General features: G+C 34.5%; 22 protein-coding genes and 1 pseudogene. All 23 read right to left on the bottom strand.

Features of this window, described 5'->3' with window-relative positions; genetic code table 11:
* Positions 1–169 precede the first annotated feature (169 nt).
* The 23 genes and pseudogenes from tagU to M014_RS30070 all read right to left on the bottom strand — a co-directional run bounded on the left by tagU (position 170) and on the right by M014_RS30070 (position 23,812).
* Positions 170–1,078, bottom strand: coding sequence for a polyisoprenyl-teichoic acid--peptidoglycan teichoic acid transferase TagU (tagU, locus tag M014_RS0111875; protein ID WP_026591929.1), 909 nt, complete (start codon positions 1,076–1,078; stop codon positions 170–172).
* Positions 1,079–1,421: 343 nt separating this feature from the next.
* Positions 1,422–2,456, bottom strand: coding sequence for a UDP-glucose 4-epimerase GalE (galE, locus tag M014_RS0111870; protein ID WP_026591928.1), 1,035 nt, complete (start codon positions 2,454–2,456; stop codon positions 1,422–1,424).
* Between the two features lie 112 nt (positions 2,457–2,568).
* Positions 2,569–2,941 (bottom strand): annotated as a pseudogene (locus M014_RS28275) (sortase domain-containing protein).
* A gap of 562 nt (positions 2,942–3,503) precedes the next feature.
* Entirely contained in the window at positions 3,504–3,638 is a 135-nt protein-coding gene (locus tag M014_RS30330) for a hypothetical protein (RefSeq protein ID WP_255259958.1), read from the bottom strand.
* Between the two features lie 106 nt (positions 3,639–3,744).
* A complete protein-coding gene (locus tag M014_RS26840; RefSeq protein ID WP_231503935.1) occupies positions 3,745–3,915 on the bottom strand; it encodes a hypothetical protein in 171 nt (56 codons plus the stop codon).
* Positions 3,916–4,453: 538 nt separating this feature from the next.
* Positions 4,454–4,888 (bottom strand): 3-hydroxyacyl-ACP dehydratase FabZ, encoded by a 435-nt coding sequence (fabZ, locus tag M014_RS0111855; protein WP_026591926.1) that lies wholly within the window; start codon positions 4,886–4,888, stop codon positions 4,454–4,456.
* 817 nt (positions 4,889–5,705) lie between these two features.
* Positions 5,706–5,918, bottom strand: coding sequence for a hypothetical protein (locus tag M014_RS0111845; protein WP_026591925.1), 213 nt, complete (start codon positions 5,916–5,918; stop codon positions 5,706–5,708).
* Between the two features lie 406 nt (positions 5,919–6,324).
* Positions 6,325–8,127: an ABC transporter ATP-binding protein gene (locus tag M014_RS0111840; protein WP_026591924.1), complete on the bottom strand. Its 1,803-nt coding sequence runs from the start codon at positions 8,125–8,127 to the stop codon at positions 6,325–6,327.
* 2 nt (positions 8,128–8,129) lie between these two features.
* On the bottom strand, positions 8,130–9,317 hold the full coding sequence (locus M014_RS0111835; RefSeq protein ID WP_026591923.1) for a nucleotidyltransferase domain-containing protein: 1,188 nt from the start codon (positions 9,315–9,317) through the stop codon (positions 8,130–8,132).
* Positions 9,318–9,339: 22 nt separating this feature from the next.
* Complete coding sequence (locus M014_RS0111830; protein WP_026591922.1) at positions 9,340–9,792, bottom strand: lasso peptide biosynthesis B2 protein; 453 nt, start codon at positions 9,790–9,792, stop codon at positions 9,340–9,342.
* A 45-nt stretch (positions 9,793–9,837) separates the two neighbouring features.
* Complete coding sequence (locus tag M014_RS0111825) at positions 9,838–10,137, bottom strand: lasso peptide biosynthesis PqqD family chaperone (RefSeq protein ID WP_026591921.1); 300 nt, start codon at positions 10,135–10,137, stop codon at positions 9,838–9,840.
* Positions 10,137–11,066: an aldolase gene (locus M014_RS0111820; protein ID WP_026591920.1), complete on the bottom strand. Its 930-nt coding sequence runs from the start codon at positions 11,064–11,066 to the stop codon at positions 10,137–10,139. The genes M014_RS0111825 and M014_RS0111820 overlap by 1 nt, the downstream gene beginning before the upstream one ends.
* Before the next feature lie 107 nt (positions 11,067–11,173).
* A complete protein-coding gene (locus M014_RS29170; protein WP_026591919.1) occupies positions 11,174–11,305 on the bottom strand; it encodes a paeninodin family lasso peptide in 132 nt (43 codons plus the stop codon).
* 14 nt (positions 11,306–11,319) lie between these two features.
* Positions 11,320–13,257 (bottom strand): lasso peptide isopeptide bond-forming cyclase, encoded by a 1,938-nt coding sequence (locus M014_RS0111810; RefSeq protein WP_026591918.1) that lies wholly within the window; start codon positions 13,255–13,257, stop codon positions 11,320–11,322.
* Positions 13,258–14,150: 893 nt separating this feature from the next.
* Positions 14,151–15,320, bottom strand: a complete 1,170-nt coding sequence (locus M014_RS0111800) for a DegT/DnrJ/EryC1/StrS family aminotransferase (RefSeq protein ID WP_026591917.1) — start codon at positions 15,318–15,320, stop codon at positions 14,151–14,153.
* A gap of 13 nt (positions 15,321–15,333) precedes the next feature.
* Positions 15,334–15,969, bottom strand: a complete 636-nt coding sequence (locus tag M014_RS0111795) for an acetyltransferase (RefSeq protein WP_026591916.1) — start codon at positions 15,967–15,969, stop codon at positions 15,334–15,336.
* A 13-nt stretch (positions 15,970–15,982) separates the two neighbouring features.
* Positions 15,983–16,579 (bottom strand): sugar transferase, encoded by a 597-nt coding sequence (locus M014_RS0111790; protein WP_026591915.1) that lies wholly within the window; start codon positions 16,577–16,579, stop codon positions 15,983–15,985.
* Positions 16,580–16,841: 262 nt separating this feature from the next.
* Positions 16,842–19,262 (bottom strand): right-handed parallel beta-helix repeat-containing protein, encoded by a 2,421-nt coding sequence (locus M014_RS0111785; protein WP_026591914.1) that lies wholly within the window; start codon positions 19,260–19,262, stop codon positions 16,842–16,844.
* 162 nt (positions 19,263–19,424) lie between these two features.
* The gene (locus M014_RS0111780; protein ID WP_026591913.1) at positions 19,425–20,972 is read right to left on the bottom strand and encodes a lipopolysaccharide biosynthesis protein; all 1,548 of its coding nucleotides are present in this window, start codon (positions 20,970–20,972) and stop codon (positions 19,425–19,427) included.
* Position 20,973: 1 nt separating this feature from the next.
* Positions 20,974–21,855 (bottom strand): glycosyltransferase family 2 protein, encoded by an 882-nt coding sequence (locus M014_RS0111775; protein WP_026591912.1) that lies wholly within the window; start codon positions 21,853–21,855, stop codon positions 20,974–20,976.
* A 203-nt stretch (positions 21,856–22,058) separates the two neighbouring features.
* Positions 22,059–23,240 (bottom strand): glycoside hydrolase family 88 protein, encoded by a 1,182-nt coding sequence (locus tag M014_RS0111770; protein WP_026591911.1) that lies wholly within the window; start codon positions 23,238–23,240, stop codon positions 22,059–22,061.
* A 39-nt stretch (positions 23,241–23,279) separates the two neighbouring features.
* Positions 23,280–23,540 (bottom strand): acyltransferase, encoded by a 261-nt coding sequence (locus M014_RS30075; RefSeq protein ID WP_231503934.1) that lies wholly within the window; start codon positions 23,538–23,540, stop codon positions 23,280–23,282.
* A gap of 65 nt (positions 23,541–23,605) precedes the next feature.
* Positions 23,606–23,812: a hypothetical protein gene (locus M014_RS30070; protein ID WP_231503933.1), complete on the bottom strand. Its 207-nt coding sequence runs from the start codon at positions 23,810–23,812 to the stop codon at positions 23,606–23,608.
* Positions 23,813–23,861 lie beyond the last annotated feature (49 nt).

Genomic DNA, 23,861 nt, shown 5'->3' with positions numbered 1-23,861 from the left:
TCCATCCATTCATTTTTTGAACACATCATACCATTTACGGATAATAATGTAAATATTTCGTAAATTTAATGTGTAGTTTGTAAATCCTATTGTATTTTTACATAACGTCAAAAAAGCCTAATTTCCCATACATTTCACAGGATCATTAGGCTTCTTACTATACTCACTGCTATTTTGTTAACTCTAAATGAGCTTTTAATTTATTAGACAAATCTTGACGATCCTTCTCTGGTACAAAGTAATACCATATACCATCTTGCTTGTGACCATCACCAGGGATTTGAACTTCCTCTTTCTTATTTATCGCAGACTTATAATTACTTTGAAGATCCCACATTTGATCCTGGGTTAAATTTGTTTTTACGTTTTTCTCAACTGCTTCTAACATCGTACCAAGTTTTGTAATGGACGATATGTTAGCTCCTTTACTAATAACCGCTTCAAGCACTTGACGCTGACGCATTTGACGACCGAAATCACCGCGCGCATCCTGCTTACGCATACGTGTATACTTCAGGGCTTGTTCACCATTTAAATGAATGTTTCCTTTCTCAAATGACATCCCTTCAAGTGTGAACGCGATATCATTATACACATCAACTCCGCCAACAGCGTCTACAATATCACGGAACCCTTCCATATTTACTTCAATATAATAATCGATTGGAATATCTAAAAAGTTTTCAACCGTCTTCACAGACATATTAATTCCACCAAATGCATACGCATGGTTGATTTTATCCTTCTTCCCTTTACCAACAATCTCCGTATATGTATCACGAGGAATACTTGCGATTTTCATTGAACTATCTTTCGGATTTAGCGTTAATAACATAATCGAATCCGAACGCCCTTTATCTGCTCCGCGCTCATCTGCCCCTAATAATAAAATAGAAACAGGTTGTTTACTTCCTAACTTCACATCAGTAGATCGTTTCTCGGAATGATCACGTTCAAGCGGGGTATACACTTTATCGATTGTCCCCGAAACGGATGAGTACAGATAATACGCATAACCGCCTCCCGCAATGACAAGAACGCCAATAATACCAAGTATCCAAAATAGAATTTTCTTCATTGTGTAACCTTCTTTCTTGAATCAGCTTTATAGGTTTGTAAGGAATAAAGTACCAAGTCACATTATACATGTGAAGTTACCCATCAAATTATACTTTATTTCATAATTAAAACCCATATATTTTCTCATATAGCCTCTTATCTTTTTACTCCCTAATATAAATAAGGCCCCACTGCTCAAATAACGATGGAGCTATATTCTATTTTCACTATAAACAAAAAAGAAACTTCTGCTCGAAGTTTCCGATATCACCCATATATATCTACTGAATATTTCACATCAAAAATTGCTTTCCTAACAGATAACGAAATAACTCTTTCTTTTCCCGGTTGAATTATATGCTCTATTTCACATATATAGACTGTACCTCTTGATAGCCATTTTTATTATTTGACTGCCATCTCCAAGAATCTACACACATTTCTTCAATCCCACGCTTTGCTTCCCATCCTAATTCTCGCTTCGCTTTAGATACATCTGCAAAACATACAGCAACGTCTCCAGGTCTGCGTTCTGCAATTTTATATGGAACCGCCTTTCCTGAAACTTTCTCGAATGCTTGCACCATCTCTAGCACACTATAACCAGTACCTGTACCAAGATTATACGCATCTACTCCTGTTGTATGCAGTACTTTCTCAAGAGCCTTCACATGCCCATTCGCAAGATCCACAACGTGAATATAATCACGGACACCTGTACCATCTTTTGTTGGATAGTCATTTCCAAATACACTTAATTCTTTTAACTTACCAACTGCTACTTGCGTTACATATGGCATTAAGTTATTGGGAATTCCATTTGGATCTTCCCCAATACGTCCACTTTCATGTGCACCAAATGGATTGAAATACCGAAGTAATGCCATACTCCACTCTGAGTCAGCTACAACTACATCATGCAACATTTGTTCAATCATCAACTTTGTTTGACCGTATGGATTTGTTGCACTTAAAGGGAACTCTTCTGTAATTGGTGATGTCTCAGGAATACCATACACCGTTGCTGATGAACTAAAAATCATTTTCTTTACATTGTGCTTCTGCATAACATCACATAATACTAATGTACTTGTAATGTTGTTGTGATAATACTTAAGCGGAATTGCTACTGATTCACCCACCGCTTTGAAGCCAGCGAAATGAATCACTGCCTCAATCGTATTTTCTTTAAAAATCATATCAATTGCTTCTCGATTCAAAAGGTCTTCTTTATAGAATTTAAATTGTTTTCCTGTTATTTCTTTTACTCGATTTAATGATTCTACTGAGCTATTAGAAAGATTATCAACTACTATAATTTCATAACCATGATTCAATAATTCCACACATGTATGACTACCAATATACCCTGCTCCACCTGTTACAAGTATGGCCATGATGAAAACCTCCTAAATTTATTTACTAGCTTTTCATTACATATTTTTATGAACGCTGAACAGGATCAGTTCCAAATGTATTTATCCATATATCTCCTGTTTTTGTATTACATTAAAAAAGTCCAATTGCACGAACGACAATTGGGCTTTCTTTAAGAAATAATTGTCTCTCTAAATCCGGCTTAGATACAAGCTTCGTGTACACAATAAAACGATCCGACGCATCGCCAATATACTCAAATGGATAACATGTTTTTAACGTCAACGTCTCATAATCAGTTGGCACGATAATCATCTCGTCATTCGATCCCGTAATTTTGAAATCTGTTATTTCATAAACAACCTCACCATACGATTTGCTTCGTTAACTCCCAACCGAAAAAGGCAACAATCCCAAGACCAAACAAAATAATAGAAACGGGAATCCTAATAATTACCCATCTCCATTTTGACTTACGCTTATGTACTTTCTTTCGCTTTTCCATAGGGTGTATTATGCTTGTTCTACTTTACGAGCTAATCACTGCTGGAACTAGCGCAGCTGCACTTGAAAGAAGTTCACTCACTCGTGCAGCATTTGCCTTAACCTAAGCTTGCTCTTGATTAGTCAAGCTCGTCTTTTGTAAATATGCATATAAATAGTCCACGCGATCAAGGTTTAAAGTTTTCAATGAATTTACAAGCTTTTGTGAAACTTCTTTTCTATTCGTTTCTGCATTTGCTGCCGTTGCAGCAAATGCGTTTAAACCAAGAGCAAGTGCAGCGACTAATGAACTTTTTTTATAACAATTTTGAAACTCATGGTTATTTCTCCTTTTTATAACAATTTAACAATTTAACTATTTAAATATATCACAAGCAATCCTTAGTAGGATAACTTAACCATAATTTTTTAAAATGGGCATCTTACATAAAATCTAAGAACTAAACATTTTTTAATATGAAAGTGGTTGATTCTCATAACCGTTCGGATGATTACTATACCATTTCCAAGCTGAATAAAGGGCTTCATCAATTGAATACCTTATACTTTGGTTTCCATCCTAATTATGTACATATCTTTTTACCAAATATAAAAAGTGAATGATCCGTATCTCTTATAAAATCATTAAATATCGCATTCATCGTTTCACCTGTTGTTTTCTCACACACTTGAATCAATTCATATTCTGAAGTTTCCACACCATAGCCTACATGATAAATTTCGTTTATTTTATATAGCCTTCTAATAAACCATGTAGTGAAAGCACATGTGCTTTCACTACATCCATGACATGGACATAATCACCTACCGCACTACCATCTTTGTACCATAGCCACCATCTATTATAAAACTCTCCTCTTGTTGTTTTACCATATGCAATAAAACATTCGGTACAATATGTGTTTCTGGACGATGCTCTTCACCTATTGTTCTATCTGTATGAGCGCCTATAGCATTGTGATAACAAAGAGACATATAACGTAAATCATATGCCTTATAAAAATCTTCTAAAGCCTATTCAATAATAAGGTTAGAATTCCCATAAAAAACAACTGGGAATGGGACATATATGTTTCCTGCACTCGATCTTTATAAGGCATACCGTGAACTGATATAAATGATGAAAAAACAAAATGTATAATTGGATATCTGATCATCATTTTTAAAACTTGAAAAGTCGCTACAACATTACTTGTAACAGAATGACTTGACTAACACGATAAATCAAACTCGTTATGACAAAAACAAACTGCATGACAGCTTCAATACTATAATGCGAGAATACTGTCTCTAAATCAGCACTATTATGAAAGTTACCTTTTTCAAAAATAATGACCCTACCCTAAATTATAAAATTCATTTCTAATTATGCATCCGTTGCAAATTTAACATCTTAATAGTATGATAATAAAATTTTAATTGCACAAGTTACAAATAAACTCGCCCTTTTTTCATTAGAAAAGGAGACAAATGAGGATAGTCCTTTTCATTCATCTCCTAGAATAAAGAATATCTATTCTTTTTTATCACCAAGCGCGAATGTAACCTCAGCTTCACAAGCAATTTCACCATTTACAGTTGCAACTGCTTTCCCTTTTCCAATTGGTCCACGTACACGTGTCATTTCCACTTCTAAACGAAGTTGGTCACCCGGGCGTACTTGACGCTTGAAGCGGCAGTTGTCAATACCAGCAAAGAATGCGAGGCGCCCACGATTCTCCTCTTTTTTTAATACCGCAACAGCACCCACCTGCGCTAATGCTTCTACAATTAGTACACCTGGCATCACAGGATAATCTGGAAAGTGTCCATTAAAGTATTCCTCATTTGCCGTTACATTTTTAATTCCAACCGCACGCTTTCCTTCTTCTACTTCTAGAATTTGATCAACAAGTAAGAATGGATAACGATGTGGAATAATTTCTTTAATCTGCCCTATATCTAGCATATTACTCTCTCCTCATATATCAAATTGGTCATACCACCAACATACTGTCCTTATTATCCCATTCTCTATTGTTTTTGTCACGAAAAACAAGAAATGCTTTCTACCCAAAATATTTATTAGAACTATTCATACAAAAAAGATACACCCTTTTCCCTTCGCTAAAATCGGTATAACAAAATAATAGCAATTCACACGGAGGTTGGAAAAAGGGTGTATATCAAAGTTAGGGAAAGGCAATATACATTATTTGCCTTATGTGTCGTATTCATAGCTCATTATAAAGGACAAAAATAAGAAAGAAAAATTTAATATTTACTGATTTTTACCATTATGACCTTAATTTTCTACAAATTTCTACAAATTTCTTCATTTTTCTTATATTATCTTAAATGTTATATCTAGAAATTAAGATTCGCAATCTAGAACACTATACTTTATAAAAAATGCATCTTTATGGATTAGCCTTTAATACCAGTTCTATAAAATATTATCACAAAAGGCATATTTATTACATAAATATCCAATACTGCATATAAATTCTTTTAAATCTATTTAGCAATACATAAAAATAAAATATAATTAATAAGAAATTGTGGCTTTTTCTTGTTTATCTGTTAAATAAAAAAGAATTCCTTATGCCTTTGGGATTCTTTTTTATTTTTTACACATTACTCATATAGATAATTGTATAAGTATTAGTTACAAAATCAATAAATTGTATTACCGTTTTTAAGAGCTCTTGTGCTAATGAGATTACGCCATCTACAAATTTTAAGATCGCCATTTCTATTTCTAAAACATCCATTTTTTATTATATTTAAATACTATTAATATTCATCTTCATAGTAGCAATATTCATTATACTGTTCTTTGCTTGATTCTGATTTCCACTATTTTCATCATAATAATCTTTTGCCTCATTTAAAAAAGCATTCCAACCATTACGTTTAATCATAATTGCTGGAGAGCTTTTCCCACTCCAATATTGGTGTTTTTTCACATGATCTAGAGGTATATTTAATTCTTTCATTTAAACAGCTTATAATAAATATTCTTATGAAATTCTAACTATCCTTAAAAGAGAATTATATAGAAAAATCTCATTATCTAAAATGAAAATAGAAAAGACCCCTCGTCCTAAAAACAAGGGGTCTCGCTGCTTTTTGTTATATGGTATAAATAAAATCAGGTTCCATGTTCAATCATAACACGAATATTTATACATGTATATAGATGGTATATTAATAATTACAAAAAGTATTTTCACTTTTATACTGTACACATAATTAAATTGAGCTTATATTTCCATAAAAAGACCAGTACACAAATACCAATTATCCCCCAAATCATAAATAATCAAATTATGTTACCGATCCGAAAAAAGTAAAGGCAGTGTATTCCTTAAGATTATAAAAAATAATTGTAACTGGCCATATTTAAATGTTTATCTTAGCCTGTTGACCAAGTAGGCTACTAAACAACCCACTTTTATCTTTTGCTAATTGAGTAAAACCGCCACTTTGAATAATTTGCCCTTGATCCATTACAATCACTTGATCAGCTTTACGTATAGTAGATAATCTGTGTGCAATGACAATAATTGTCATGCTTCCTTTCAATCTTTCCAATGCTTCTTGTATTTTCGCTTCATTTTCAGCATCCAACGCACTTGTTGCCTCATCTAATACTAAAATAGAAGGTTTCCGAAGTATCGCTCTCGCAAGAACAAGTCGTTGCCGTTCCCCTCCTGAGAGTTTAACCCCCCTATCGCCGATAAGTGTATCCAATCCCTGTGGAAGCCTACTGACAAACTCAGCAGAAGCGGAAAAATCCAATGCCTCCCAGATTTGCTCTTCACTCGCATCTGGCTCAACCATTCTCAAATTATCCCTTATACTAGCATTGAATAGAAATGGATCTTGAGAAACATAGCTAATTGATTTCCTCAATGACAATAGATTTTTACTCGTTAACGGTTTATTATCTATTAATAATTGACCGCTCTCTGGCTGAAGAAGCCCCATTACAATATCGATCAATGTACTTTTTCCAGCACCAGAACGCCCTGAGATGGCCGTCATACAATTGGATGGAATACTCAAATTGATATTTTCCAGGGCATATATAGAATCCTGTTTATTGTAACGGAAAGAGATATTGCGGCACTCAATAGATTGCTCTATCTGAATAGGCTTCAAAAAATTATAATTTTGTTCTACATCTTGCAATTCTATACTTTTCTTACATTCTTCCTGTAAGTCCAGCAAAGCTTTAAAAGCAGGCAGATTCGCTGCAATTTGCTCCATATTGGATTGTATACCTGAAAATCGCGGCCACAATCGAGAAAATATAAGAATAATTAATAATAATTGCTCAGTCTGTGTCCGGAACAACTTGACCGATAGCAGAATCAGGAGGGCTATGGAAATCGCTGATGCGATCTTATAAAAAAGCTGGGAATTATTTCTCACCTTAATATATGCAAGCTGTTCACGTTCCACATCTTCCGTCCAATTACGTAGCCACATATAACGAGATTGTTCTAGGAGGTTGCTCTTTATATCCTTAATCCCATTAAAATGATCCGTTATGCCTGCAAGATAGGCTTTTGAATTCTCTGAGGTCCGGCCACCTAACCGTTTCGATTTCTTAATAAATCTTCGGGAAAAAAAGGCAAGCACTACACCGCAACATAGTACAAAGAGTGTTATATCTGCGGATAACCAAAAAGCAAGGCCAATCTGTATGAATGTGAAAATCAACGAAGTAAGCAATTGTAAAAATAAGTTAGTACCTGCACTAACACGCCCTAATTCCGTCGTTAAAGAGTTAATAAGATCCGACTTTCTTTTTTTCACAAAAAAACTCCAATTGGCCTGCAACAATCCACGATACGTTTCCAGTCTCAAGTGATTAATAAAACGTATCTGAATTTTCGCATTGCGAATCGTTATATTACTTTGCAAAACAGCTTGTCCCACAACCAATACGATATAGATCCCTAATACAAGTGGTAACCCTAAAGTTGCCGGAAAATCACTTAAAAATCCCAAAGCTCCTGAAAGTGGGCTTGCTTTTTCGTTCATATTCGCAATCCCGCTAATACTTAGCATAGGGATTAATAATAAAATACCGATTCCTTCTACAAGACTGACAGATACCATTCCCAAGAGATTAATAATGAGAATGTTTCCAGTAAAAGAGTATAACTGCTTTGTAAAGTATAAAATATTTCTCATTTTTACATCTCCTTACGGTATCTCGTTTTCCTCCAAGCCCATAAAACTGGCCGCAAAGGAAAATACAAAACATGCAATTGTTTTGGTAGTGGTAAAGTTTCCACATCCTGAGGGTAAGGGTATAACCAGCTAAGATGAAACAGTAGCTTTTGAGAGCTTGTTTTTAACAAATATAAATATCGCTCATGATATTTTGAAACTTCTTCTGGAACGGGATCTGTATGCAAGTTAATCATATTTTCCAAGTAATATATAGCAAGCTGCGCTAACTGCGTTACCCTTCTCCCTGACATTAATACTTTTGCCTCTTCTTCTATTATAAGAGTATCTAAAAGCTCGGAAGATAAAATAAGCGCCTGACCTACTAACTGCTTGCATCCATATCTTTTCAACAGAACAGTAAGTTCTTTCCAATCTATTTCTTGCCTTACCATACGGTCAATGTCTGTTAACCATCGAAGCCTGGACCAACCATGCCTAGTCCCATGAGTCACAAGAAACATAAACAAATCCTCTCTACCTAGAAAATAGACAGGATAATTCGTAATAGGGCTCATTCTTTTTCGTCCCCACAACTCATCAAAGTTTTGTTCCTTTCCAGGGCCTGGTTGTAGACGCCAATGAATCTCCAATTTCACCTTACTCATTGGATGCATATAAGTTGTATGATGGCGTCTCCACTTCCATTCATTCATAACTGTTGGAAAATCTTCCTCTTTGACATAACCATTCTTTACAAGTATTTCATTTACTTTTTCAAGATCATCTATAGGAACAAGAGCGTCCAGATCCCCAGATGTTCTAAGAGAAATATCTCCATATAAATCTACCCCAAGAATAGGTCCTTTCAAAAATAGGAGCCGGAGCTGATTTTCGGCAAATAATTTGCTTATCTTTCCCATTTCTCCACTTAAATGAAGCATATGAAATGTATTCCTTTTAAAGTATGTACTTAACACTTGTACAACATGCGAAGGAATGAGTTGATTATCGATATTCTTCATTTTTGTATAAATGAAGGCATACATGCGATGATGCAGCGCCAATTTCAGAAATTTGTTCCAATCAATATCGATAAACCAATCTTTTGGGATTGTTTGTATCTCTTTATCTTCCTTCTTTATAATTTCAAGTAACAATTTTAGTTCTTTAGGCAAATGGCTCAAATCAAGATTACAACCGGTATCCATCTCATTCTCCTTCAAGATTTTTTTACCCTATCCTTTTTGCAAATTTACTAACAACAGTAAATCTCTTCATTTCTTCTACGCCAGTAATATAAAAGGGCCCGCTACGTAACCACGCATGGGCAATCATATTTCCTGTCTCATCTTTCGCGGTCCCCAAGTAAAGGGTGCTTTCAATTTGACGCTTCTCCAACATTTTCATTGCAGCGATAGCTTTAACAAGACATTGGCTTTCCCAAAATGTATAACGGCTCATCATATGCACTGCTTGAGAAATTTTCCTTAACGTAATCTTTTCCGACTCATCATAGCTTAAAGACGTTTCTGCCATATGAATTCCTAATATAGGAGCAGCTTTAGAAAACGGTATACTTTTAAGAATACGAGCCCAACCTAAATAAAAGAAAGCTTCTATAAGTAATAATTTTGTTCCCATATCGAACGATAAGAAAGCTTTTGCTTTATTTATGATATTCATCGATCCTACTCCTAATCTATTAAATCTGAAACATTCAGCTATAAATCAATTTTTATCCCCAACCAAGATTAATCCTTCTGCATACAAGTGATTCAAGAAAGAGAGTACTTGTTCCTGACATTCTGCCTCTTCAATCATATATCGGGACATTAATACATTGACCAATTGATTAACTGATATCAATTCATTTATTAACTCCCAAATTTCACCGCCTATCCCTCCTAAATTGTAGTATTTTCCATTATGGATGCTCATCATCACTTTCTCTCCATCCATATCACTCACTACATTTTCTTGACCCTGTACGATAAAACTGTTTAATGAAATTTTTTTGTTAGTAATCATTATTTTTCCTCCTCTTTTAAAGACTCTAGGACTGTGGATACTAAATCATGCGCCGTAAACTTTGAAATAGGGCGCCTTAATTGAAACATCTCCACCTTATTTACAATATTTGTAGAGTTCATAAAATGCCATTCCATCATCCCCAATCGCGGGATTAATGAATTTCGATATGTATGGCGTAGCAATGTACGTAACCTTTCTAATCCTTCAATACGCTGAATTTCAACATTCTCATTTTCCGTTTTCACCAATTCAAATACACCCGCAAGCGGTAACGGCTCATTGAAAAAGCTTGACGACACTGGTACAGCATATTTGGTCTCTCTTTCAAATAAAGGCTGATAATGCGTTGTTTCCATTCCAAATTGATCAAGACTCTCTTTCCATAACTTTTGTTGTGGATAAGAGGGTGTAACAAAAGGAATATTATCCTCAGAAAGAGATACCGCAATTACATCATCACTTAAAAGTTGATATCCCTTGCTCAAGAGAGCTGATGCAAGAGTTGACTTTCCAGCTCCCGATCTTCCTACAAAAGCATATACCTTCCCATTGATGGCTATTGCACTTCCATGCAAGGGAAGTATTTTTCTTTGCATCAATAATGCGCCCATGCAAGTTCCAAGAATATAAAGCCTAATCTTATCTTGGTCAGATCCTTCCATAGGTGAAACGATAATTTTTTCTCCATTTTGAATACAAAACGTGGCTGTTTCGGGGATTTGAAACATAACTAATTCTTCTTCGACTACGAATGCTGACTTTTTGGAGGATAACTCCTTCCATAACTTGGACAAATCTGCAGTTTCGATTCTGACGTCTACTTCATTTTCATAATTGTTTAATTGAGGCAATTCCGGCAGAGGAATCTCACTTAATAGGGTTAATCCGAAGGCTTTGTAAACCACTTTCTTTACAGTATGTATCATCTTTCTCACTCCACCTAGTTGAAAAATTGATTAGAAAAAACCCTTATACCGTTGTTAAACTATATAAGGGCTGTAAAGCATATAAATCTCATTTAAATATTAGTGCATTAGCTGTGGCTAAGTGTGCCTTGCTCATCCTCATCTTCAAACACTTGGTCAACAATTCGTTTTCCAGGTCCAGCCATTGTCATGTTGATATCAAGCACTTCTAATACTGGTGATTGCCATTCTTGTTTCATAGTTTCACCTCCCTTCAAATAAATTTCTTGATAAATCGATAAACGATAAGACTGCGCATTAAAATTCTAAAATCAGGATCAAACACGTTTTCTGGCTGTGGTTCTCCTTGAATTTTCAAAATCGCACTCTTAATGATTTCCATATTAAAAAAGTTAGAAGCTACAGGATCTGTGCTAAGCTGTTTTAGTTCCTCGATAAACATTTTCCATGAAGGAATCATGCGATGAATCACATCGGCAGCCTGTATCCCTCGCACACGTTGATTCAACCTTACTTTGTCAGGAAGCAATCCCTTTGTAGATCTTCGGATAAGTGCCCGATTTAAGCCATTTTGAACAAATTGTTCGAGTGGTAGAGATAAACAAAATCGAATTACTCGTAAGTCATTCGTCGGATCATGCCCCTGCAAGCCATAGCGCAAGGAAAGTTTTGTACCACTTGTACCAGTGGTATTCCATAAATTTAACTGCTCAAAATGTTTCTGCCTTATTTCATATATGTTAGGTATAGAAGCCCCCGTTACTTTAACACCATGTTCCTCCAGTTTGTTGAATACATCAGTACGTTTTGCAAGTTCTGGATTGACTAACGTCGGCAACTCATATTGCTGTTGTGGAGAGAACATGTTATTTATAGATGGATATGCCTTCTGTCCTACGACTTTCAGTATTCGTGACTTTTTGACTCCAATACTTTTACCGTATAAGTCGATTTCATGATAAAGTTGGAACCATTTGAACTTTTTAAGTAAAACTGCATAATAATCTAGAGCTGGTCCCCAAGAGATGGTAAAATTCCCCCTCGCTCCATTTAAGAGCACTCCAACTCCTTGTTGCTGGGCTTTTTCATAAATTCCCTTTACCCAAATAGAATTTTCAAAGAATTTATAGGGCATTTCCATAATATCAAGCCAATCATCAATTTCAGAGAATGAATTTCTCCCTGGGAAATTCAAATAATGATCCGTAATATTCCCTACATGCTGTACTGTAGATTGGATAAACGGCTTCTCATCTGCAACCATATGACTACGAGTCCAATCAATAAATCCTTCTGCAGGTACAGAGCTGTATGTATATAATTTTTTATTTTCCTTTTGCAAGGCTCTTGCAGCAAAGCTAGCAACAGCACCTGAATCTAATCCTCCACTTAAATGGGAACCAACATTACGGTGCGTACGCAATCTTGATGTCACTGCACTTTCAAATACGTCCCGAAATGCCTCTTCATACTCTTGATTTGATTTGAGATGCAACTTCTCTCCTACAAATAACACGTCATATTTCGAAATACTAACTTTTCCATCGACTACAGAAATAGTATGAGAAGGAGGTACTTGTTCTATATTTTTATGGACTGTAGAAAAAGCATCTATCGTATCAAGCATATTAGGTATCGCTAAATATTCAGCTAACCACTGCTCATTTAAATCCTTCCCGACGTAAGGTAAGGAAAATAGTGGTCCTATACTGGTACAAAAGGCAAATCGATTTTGATTACGGAAGAAGTAAAATGTTCTGCTTCCCGAAAAATCACGCGCACCGAAAAGTAAGCGTTTTCTTTCGTCCCAAATCATAAAAGCAAAATCGCCAATCAAATATTTCGGCGCATTTTCCCCCCACTTTTGATAAGCCAATAAAATCAGCTTACTGTCAGGCATCTCCCTTCTAAGTGCCTGTTCCACTTGTAATCTATCAAATAATTCATCGCGATTATCAATAATAGCATCAGCCGTTATGACCAATTGCTTTTCATAATCATAATAAGGTAATTGTTCGTTGATAGATTGGGGTGTTATCCATTTCATATGGGCACCCAAAAAAATATTTTCCTTGTGCCACGTATTGGTACTATCGGCTGGATAACGAGATAAAGCTGACATGATTCCATTGCTATGCTCAAACGGTATGGGTTCCCTATTTAAATGATAAATTCCAGCTATTGCGCTCATTTCTTTCCTCCCGCTACGAAACAAGTAAGGGCAAACCCGATAAATAAGATAATTACCAGATATATCAATAAAACGTTATTTATATACCGGAAAAATCCTTTCTCAAACTACCGTGTTTCCGCATAACAGATTTTAAAGTTGAAATTTTCAGGCTATCTACCTTATAAATAAACCCTCGCCTTCTAATTTTGATATTCAAAAAAAGAACAAGGGTATAATTTTCTTATTTTCGCTAAAAAGTATTATGTATTTGTTTGTTGATTCAAATAAAAATAGATAAATTTAATATATCAATAAAGTATTTATATTCTTTATAAAGAATATAAACCCAGGTTATCATTTCACTATTGTATTGTCAAGTATCTATATACTCCAAATATTAAATGTTAACCCCTCTTTTTTGGATAATTAAAAAATGAATAATAAAATTATATCTTGCAAATAAATGGCTTTATCTCCATATTTTTTCATTTTTTTGATATTAACATAATTTTTGTGCTATGATATTTTATATAGTTTAGTATAAACATGCTAATTAAAAAACATATTTTATATTCCTCTGCTGCTTTAATAGAAGCAGCCATGTTATTCAACATAGCTGTTTCTTTATACTTGAACAAAAGGCAAGTAACTTTCTATAGTTATACCATTTTTACTAAGGAGGTCATATAATATGCGTTCACCATTGATAATGCTAACCAAAAACATAATTCGTATTTACCACAAAATTATGTACGCTTACTATTTCGCTCTCTATAGGGATTGCCTTGACTTTCATTCAAAAGAGGTTTATTTCCACAAAATGAAATTTCACAAAAACCGAACTAAATTAGATATTGAATCCTCCTAGTCCATTAACCTATATCCTATTAAAATTCTCTTATTGTTTCTTTTTATATACCAACATTTATTGTCAACGCATTTTTGATACATGTAATAACTCTTGTCTGATCTTTTTCTGTCATACCTGATCCAGATGGAAGACAGAATCCAGTTTCAAATAATTTTCTAGCAATATCTTCGCAATCACTATGAGGGTAATAAGTTGTTCCCTTAAATAGGGGTTGCATGTGAAGAGGCTTCCAAACAGGGCGTGCCTCAATATTTTCATTTTCCAGGTGTTTCAGTAATTCCTGAATCGATACTCCTGTTTTTTCTTCATCTATAGTAAGAACCGTAAGCCATCGATTTGAATAAGTATCCTCTAACTCAGGCATAAACTGTACACCTGGAATATGAGATAATTCTTGATAGTATCTATCAAATATTTTTCTTCTTGCCTGTACCCTATCTTGGAGAATTTGCAACTGTGCTCTACCTATACCTGCCAAAACATTACTCATTCGATAGTTATATCCTATTACACTGTGTTGATAATGTGGGGCAGGATCTCTTGCCTGAGTAGCTAAAAACCTTGCTTTTCTTAATGCCTCAACATCATTAGATACAAGCATTCCTCCACCTGAGGTTGTAATGATTTTATTTCCGTTAAACGAATAAATCCCAAACTTCCCAAATGTTCCACTCGCCTTACCTTTGTAGTAAGAACCAAGTGATTCTGCTGCGTCCTCAATTATTGGAACTTCATATTTATTACATAATGAGAGAATTTCATCCATTTTAGCACTTTGTCCATATAGATTTACAACAATTACCGCTTTTGGCAGCATTCCCTTTTCATTTGCATCATGCAATGCACATTCTAAAGCTTGTGGTGACATATTCCATGTTTCAGGCTCTGAATCAATAAACACCGGTGTAGCACCTAAATATAAAATTGGATTTGCACTTGCTATAAAAGTAAGACTTGAACAAAATATCGTATCACCATCTTCTACATCCAATAAACGCAGCGCTAAATGAATAGCAGAGGTTCCTGAACTAACTGCAGCTGCATCACGAACTCCCACGTGAGATGAAAGCTCGCTTTCAAATGCATCCACATTTGGGCCAAGTGGAGCGATCCAATTCATATCAAATGCTTCTTTTATATATTTTTGTTCATTACCGCTCATATGTGGGGCGGAGAGATAGATTCTTGTTTTTTCCTGTGAATATACCACTTTAAACACCATCCTACAGTTCTTTTTTTATTACTCTAGCTGGAACGCCCACTGCTGTACAATTTGCTGCAATATCACAGATTACTGTTGCCCCGGCACCGATAATGGACCAGTCACCAATTGTAATATTGGGAATTACATTAGCTCCTACTCCTATATGTACTCCTGTTCCTACAGTAACAGATCCCGTAAGTACAGCATTGGGGGAAATATGTGCAAAATCTTTTACCCTATTATCATGTTCAATAATAGCGCCTGAATTGACAATAACGTGATTCCCAATTTCAACATCTGCATTAACAATTGCACCTGGCATAATAACCGTACCAGCTCCAATCTTTGCACTTAAACTAACGATAGCTTGCTTATGTATAAGCGTCACATAACGATGACTGGGAATCTCTAACTGCTCCATAATTCGTTTTCGTGTTCTGTTATTTCCTATAGCTACCACGAACCTTACATCTGTATGTTCATTCATTAATTTTCTAGCTGCAGAAATAGGTCCAAAATATACGCCATCCTCAACTCTTAATTGTTCATACATATCATCTAATCGACCAATAATTTCATAATTCCCATATGATGATAGTATAATATCTTGGATAACCTTACTATGACCACCTGCCCCAATCATGATTATTTGCATTCATTTCACCTCCTCAAAAGTCCTTAGTACCAGTAAATTTCTCAATAGTTACATGCCCAACTTGGTTAATGCCTTCCGATTTAGATACCTTCTTCACCGTCAATAACAAAATTTTCATATCAAGAAAAAAAGTACGATTTTTCACATACCACACATCAAAATCGAATTTTTCTTCCCATGAAATTGCGTTTCTTCCATTCACTTGAGCCCACCCTGTAATTCCTGGTCTTACATTGTGCCGCCTAGCCTGTTCTTCTGTATATAGCTCCAAATATTCCATCAATAATGGTCTAGGACCCACCAAACTTAAATCCCCTTTTATAACATTAACTAACTGTGGCAACTCATCCAAACTATATTTTCTAAGAAATTTACCGAACTTAGTAAGTCTTACATTATCAGGCAGCATATTCCCCTCGCTATCTGTCTCATCAGTCATAGTTCTAAACTTATACAGAAAAAAAGGCTTACCATGTAATCCTGGGCGTTGTTGCTTAAATAGGATAGGGGAACCTAGCTTAACTCTAACTAAAACTGCTACTATTATAATAAGAAATGAAAACAACATCGATAATGACAAAGAAACGAACAAATCAAAAAGCCTTTTCATAAGTAATTATACTCCTATCGAAAATTTTTTGAGGCGCTTCCTACAGAACGAGGCTATAACCTTCCAACTACCTTTAGGGGATTCTTCTAATTCAACCATACTCTTGTATAAAATGAAATCAATTCGTAACTTACATTCTGCTATGAACTTCATTCAGTATGCTATAAATACACTTCCCCGTTCCCTGAAGATCAGACGCCTAAACTCAATAATAAAATCGCTATATTTTTATACAAATATAGCGGTTTTTTTCTTTCCATATTCAGTTGATGATAGTATTATCTATCAATCTAGTGGCCGTGCTTATATCACTAGATACATTATTGAATACACATTTGACTACAGTCATCGCCTTTTCCCTAGTTAACCAATGTAAACTAAGAAGAGTGTCTTCTAAATAGCTGTGCGTAATGATAGAAACAGCAGGATTATCAGTCTTCCTAATAACAGAATTTAGAAATGTGTTACAACTATGAACAATATTCCCTTCGAAGTTTATACCAACATTTTGAAACAAACAATTATCCGCATTAATTTTTCGCGTATATTGGGCATTATTGGAACCAAAAGATATATCCCCACCTATTCTGCTTGTTTTTGCTCTTATAAATTTACCGTTACTAAGGTTACAACATTCCAAATCTGCGGCCCCTTCTATTAAAATGAGACCTTCTATAGCAATAGGGCGACCACCATAATTAGCAGGTGGCTTAATATTAACATCATAATTCTTGACGGTAATATTCTTAATGACTCCACCTGTCAAAAGCACTGAAAAGTTTTGTGTTACCGCATTATCACTTCGCCACTCTCTTTCAACTGTGATGTCCGAAATATAGCATCTGCCATAATCATACCTGCTTATATTAAATCCGACTTTTCCAGCGTCAGTTATGACCATTGGTGGTCCATTCAATGTTTCAGATACTCGAAAACTTGTTGCCGTTACGTTAATCGTATAGTAGAGTTTATCCACACTAATTCCAGTTGGCACTTTGCCAACCCATTGTTCAAAACATATTTTCGCACCATTCCCCATTCCATGTGGAGTACTATAGGAAAACATTCCATTAGCGACATTTACAGTAGGGCTGCCAAAATATCCATAGATGCTTGAACCGTAAAATAAACCATTTTTTATCTGGCAATTTTGAATGACGGCTCCTCGGATATCCTGCAGTTTGATATTACCGTTATTACATATAGCCCCATTGACAAAATTATCCCCTTTCACAACGAGTTCACATCCAATGAAAGTGTTGTGAATGTATTTGACATACCAGTTATTCTGATAAGAACTAATTCCCCCTATGTTATATCCTTCAAATATATTATTTTCCAAAACTATATGAATGCCGTCTGCATTTACAAAATGTCCACGAGCATTATTAGAAATATAGTTATTATAAATATAAATTCTAGTATTCAATTCAAACCCCGATTGATTCAATTCAGGTCGCCATGTCGGTATGTTACTTTCAGACCACATGGATTCGATATCTATTCCGAACATCGGGGCAATGCCATCGGTTGTAATGCCGTCATCAGCTTTACCAATTGAATAAATTTTATTTTCAAAAATATAAGTGTCATTTGAACCACCGAGAGTAATCCCTTGCCTTCTGCAGTTATGAATATCACAGTTATGAATGTAAATATGCGAACCCATCTGTTCCTGTGTATAATCAGCTGGATTAATCTTATATTCTAACCAGCCTGTTGAAATGGCATCCCCTGTACAATTGCTTATTTCTACACAATCTATCTCCACAAAGTTTGAGCCCCTTATTTCTATTCCTTGTCCCCACTCATGAGTGTAATTCTGGCTGTCCACTTTTGCATTTATTTTTGCAATTTGGGCATCGCTTAAAGGTGAAGACGTAATATCAATAACAAAAATCATTTTATTAGCATCTTCTATTGGAGCGAACCAACCTCTCCCAGTCGAAGATGCAGGAGCAAATTGACCGTTTGTTCTAGAACCGACTAGCGTGCCAATTGCAACAGTATCTTTATATTGATAAAAACTGTATGCTGTGGTGTTTATTCCAGAGATAGACCATAGTCTAAAAGCTTTAAGGAGCCCAGGATTCTCATATCTGTCCACTATTTCACTACGGATAAAATTGGGATTATTATTCAATGAACCGTCAGTATTCACTCCTCCTCTTACAAATTTCACACCTATTTCGTAAATATGTGTTTTTTTATCTCCGACTATTTTCCCACCAGAAATTTTCACATTTTTAACTCCCTTAATATCAAATACTCGATACCAGGGTGACGAATTAGTTTCCAGTTGTAAGACACACTCTCCCGACATTTCAAAATGTAAGCCGCTTGGTATGGCAATACACGAGAATGATGTATTGTCAATTTTCAACTTATATATGCCGCTCGGTATTATAACATGATTGTATCCTTGGGACTTAGCCCAAACCAAAGCATCATTTATCCCCTTTGTAGTGGCAACAGAATTGGTACCATCGTTTTTAATATTCCATCTTACCAATTCTAATATATATGAATTTGAAACGTCCTCTGCATTTGAAACTGGTACCTTTTTTGGAGACCAGTGTGCTTTTGGGCCATCATAAGTTAATACATCACCATGAGTAGGAGATGCTGTTGTTACATCTACATCATTAAGGTCCCCAAGATTCGCATTTAAGTTTACGTCCATATTCCCACTTCCTTTTTTCTATATATTATGCTTCTATAGCTTAAATAGATTGGGTATATGAACTCTAACAATAAAAAGGATCCTTTCATTCCATAGCTTATAGCTCTTGAATTTTCCCCTTAAAACACGTGTTAATAGCATATAACAACACTTTGATTCGAATTAGGAGGGAATCCCCTTATTTAACTTAAATTTTTTTAATAACTTTTGTGAAATCCCTCTAATAATCCCAAATAAATATTTAAATTCCGTTGTTTTATGAAAAATCAATATATAAATCACATTAGGAACTATGATACATATGATTCCCTTTAACAATAACTCCAAGAAATTGCTTGATAACGTGAAATTGCTCGCAAAACTTGTAATAAAATACGTTCCTATGCCTATTGCTGCGTAGTAGGCGTATTTTAAGAAATAATCCATTACAGGCCTATTAAATACATTTTTGTATACTAAATAAGGGGTAAGCCAGAAAGGAACAGTAATCACACTTAAAAGGGTACCAAGAAATACACCCATTATCCCCAGATATTTAACTAGTACGATAGAAAAAGCTAGGTTGACAGCAGCTTGAAACAAAGGTGCATATCTATCCTCATGAAAAACACCCGCTGTAGTTTTCACAGTTGTTATGGAGTTCCTCATGCCTCTTTCATAAAAAATAATTACTAATACAAACAACACACTTTTACTCATAAGATACTCTGATCCAATCCATAAAGTGATAAAGGGCTCCATTATAATACATAATAATATAGAGAAGAATGAGTATAACCAAAAATTCAAAAGCATATAGACCTTATACACACTATAAACCTTCTCTATACTTTCTTTTGCTACTAAATTCCCTACACTATGGTATGTATTATTAAAAATTTGATAAGTAAAATTCCTACAAATGTCTATTAACATACTGTAGTTAGAATACAGTCCAACTGCTGCTACACTAATAAATGAAGATATGATAATGTTATCGGTACCTAATACTAAGTAATTTCCTATGTTTTGCAACACAATTGCTTTCACATTCTTAACAATTTTATCTTTAGTTTCAGCATCTAATACACCCGAAACTTTATCTTTTAAAAACGGGTACATCCTGTTGACTATGATTGCCAAAGCAATGCTAGTAGTAACTGTTATCATACTGTCGATAACTAAATATAAAATATAATTTTTTGTAAAGTGAAGTATTCCAATTTTGAGACAAGCAGATACAATTGAAGATATGGAATATATTCCTGTTACAATATAGCCCTTCTGAGAAACACTTAAAAACGAATTCTTATGCATGTACAGATAAGGAGCAACTGTATTGAATAAAAATATAAGGTAAATCCAATGAATATTTTCAACATTCGAATCTTTAATAAAGTATCCAAGAAACGGCATTAAGGACAAACCGAGTAACAAGACAATCAAGGCAATTACCATATATGCTTTCCGATACAATCTCATAAGTATGTTGATTTTTTCTTGATCATTTTCTGCGACCGGCTTATAAAGACTGTACATTATACTAGCACCTATTCCTGCCTCCGCTAACGAAAGCATAGAAAGTATATTAGTAAGAAATCCATTTATACCTAGATATTCAATGCCCAGATTATTGATAAATACGGTTCTTGAAATAAAGCTTAAAGATGTGACAATGATTTGATTTCCGATTCCAGCAGATATATTAATTAGGGAATTTTTTACTCTCATATTAAAACCTTCTTGATATAGATTTTTTACATGTAGCCAACAAGATAGCTGATATTAAAGTAAACGAATGAATCCCCAAATGCTCTGCGGCTTTCTTTACATTTAAATTAGACTTAACAAAATCATAATATAAATTATAATAGGATAATTTCCCTTTCAGGCCACACTTATAAAATTCAATTTGCTGATTTATGTAATATGCGGTACCTTTCGGACTTTTAGCAAATATATCCCTCATATTTTTTGTTAAACCATCTTCTAAATAATTACATATATATATTGTCTTATTAAACCATCTTATTTTATAACCTTCATAAGCCATCCGATTCCATACCGTAGCCTCTGTCATAAATTTTTCCCCTTCAAACTCATGAAACTTGTATTTCCTTAGTATATCGGTATAAAAGGCTTCAGCTTTATCTCCTGTTATATTGTATTTATTCCGTTCAAGTGAAGTTGCATCAACATATTCACCTTTAAACGTTGTTCCTAAAAAATCCTTACTGCTCCCTCCCCTATTACCAGAAACACCACAAAATAATTTTTTATCCTCCAAACTATTTTCCCATTCTACTATACTTTCTAATGCATCCTCCGTAACATGATCATCGGAATCTACGATAAAAAACATTTCTCCTTCAGCCAAATCAACACCCTTGTTAATTGCTCTATGTTTTCCTCCATTTTCAACTTTATAGTATCGTATGGAAAATGAATTTTCTTCTAATTTCCACACTTTAAATAATTCCTCTGTATTATCACTTGATCCATCATCAATGACTAACCATTCAAAATTTCTATACGTTTGCTCCTGTAATGATCTGTATAATTTCTCTATAATATATCCTCTGTTATACGTTGGGGTGAATACTGTTATTCTCATTTATAATCATCCTTTGTATGAACCTTGCTTACTTCTCATATAATCTATTACTTTCACCTTTTTATTTCATTTTCCCATAAAAAAAGCACCACAGATTTTACTCTACTGGCGGGAAATCATGTCTTACTTCATTCAACCAAAATTATTAACTTCCTAACATATCCATCTAATTTATAAAAACCTATCTTATACATTATTTATACTTAATTTTTATTTAAATATAAATTAATGCTCCTCATACAAAATCCTTGGGTAAAAGGCAGAATATTAAACAATGTAGAATATACTCCTATATCCTTTGTATCTCCTTGGGAAAATTCAACTGCTCCATCTTTTCTTGTAACTTGCATTAAATAATGCATAGCTCTCTCTACACTATCCATGCATTCACTTGAAATTTCATCTATCTTTGAAGCATTTAACATAAACCATCCAAGTGTAGCTGTAGCAGAAGAATCAGGCCTACTCTCATTTCTAGTTACAGTCCAATTCCAACTTCCATTATCTTGTTGAAAACTCATTGCAGTTTTCGCAAACCTTTTAACACTCTCCTCAAGTGATAATTTATATTTACTATCTTGGGGCAATTCATTCCAAGCATCTATAAGACCAATAGCAAACCAACCAAGACCTCTTCCCCATCCATATAATCCAAGAGGGACTTTATTCTCTATCTTGTAGACATGACATGGTAGCGAATGTTTATGTAACATTCCGTACTTTTCATACTCCCTAATTTGTTTCACTGCTAAATCTATGCATTCTTCCTCGTTATATCTAGTACCATAACAAACTAAAAAGGGGCATATAAATCCTATAGTATCTACATATCTGTAGCTCTTCATAAACTTCCTATATTCTACTGTGCCGTCTTCACCTATATGATCTTTAATCATTTCCCATGTATAATCTAATGCCTTTTTATATTTGTTTATGTCGATATGATCCAACTTCATAATAGCGTAAGCGAGTATAGCTCCATCTATATGCTTAGGTTTTTCTAGCCATTGACCACTACTATCAAATTTTGAATTCAAAAATTTTTCAATCTCATATTTCATTTCCTTATCATCATTATGTCTTAAATACTCAGATAAACCTAATACTAATGATGCTTCTTGCCAATGTTGTATCGTACTTTTCGTATAATTTCCTTTCAGCATATCTAATACAACTAATCTTGTATTGTCTGTTACTTTTATTTTTGGTGTGTTTAGTAACCACTTAGACCCTTTTTTCGTTATAGTGTTATTCCATATGGATTTATCCTCATATCTCCCCATATGAATTCTCAGTACCCAATCTTTTATTACAGGTACTACATCTATGGTAATAATCATTAGAATAATAAAAATTACAATGCAACTCAAAATTTGAAATATCATCTTTATATTGCCCTTTCAATGTAAAAATAATTTAAATACTTATTTAACATATCCAACAGTACTACCTAATGCTTCTGACATTTTGGTACACATATCTAGCGTGATATTCTCACCTATTGTCCAGCTTTTATCATAACGATGTGCTGTCTCTAGATTTAATTTGTGCTTATTGATATAATCTTTTGTTTTCCCTATAATTTCCGCTGGATTTCCCCCAACAATGTACCCTTCTGGAACTGATTTTGTTACTACACTTCCCGCAGCCATAATAGCATTTTTCCCTATTGTAATCCCAGGCATAATTAAGGCCCTTGCTCTTACAAATACATTGTCTTCTATTTTTATTTTCGCTATTTTTGTATAATCTAAATATCGTTTCGTACTGGCGTCATGTGCAAGGAGATATACTTGGGGGCAAATGTAACATTATCACCTATTTCTATTAGCCAACAATGAGCATAGTCAATTGTACTTCCAGCTAATCCACTACAATTTTTCCCTATCTTCATAACTCTTTGCACACACGCTTCTATTGTTAAATCTTCAAGGGATATGATTCCTAATTTTACCATTTAGGATTTTTTTACCCGACTTAACATAATGACCTCCAATGGATGTATT

It is taken from the genome of Bacillus sp. UNC437CL72CviS29, assembly GCF_000482345.1.
In the GTDB taxonomy this organism is placed as follows: domain Bacteria; phylum Bacillota; class Bacilli; order Bacillales; family Bacillaceae_G; genus Bacillus_A; species Bacillus_A arachidis.
Note: the sequence above shows the minus strand (reverse complement) of the source record. Positions and strands in the feature narration are given on the sequence as shown.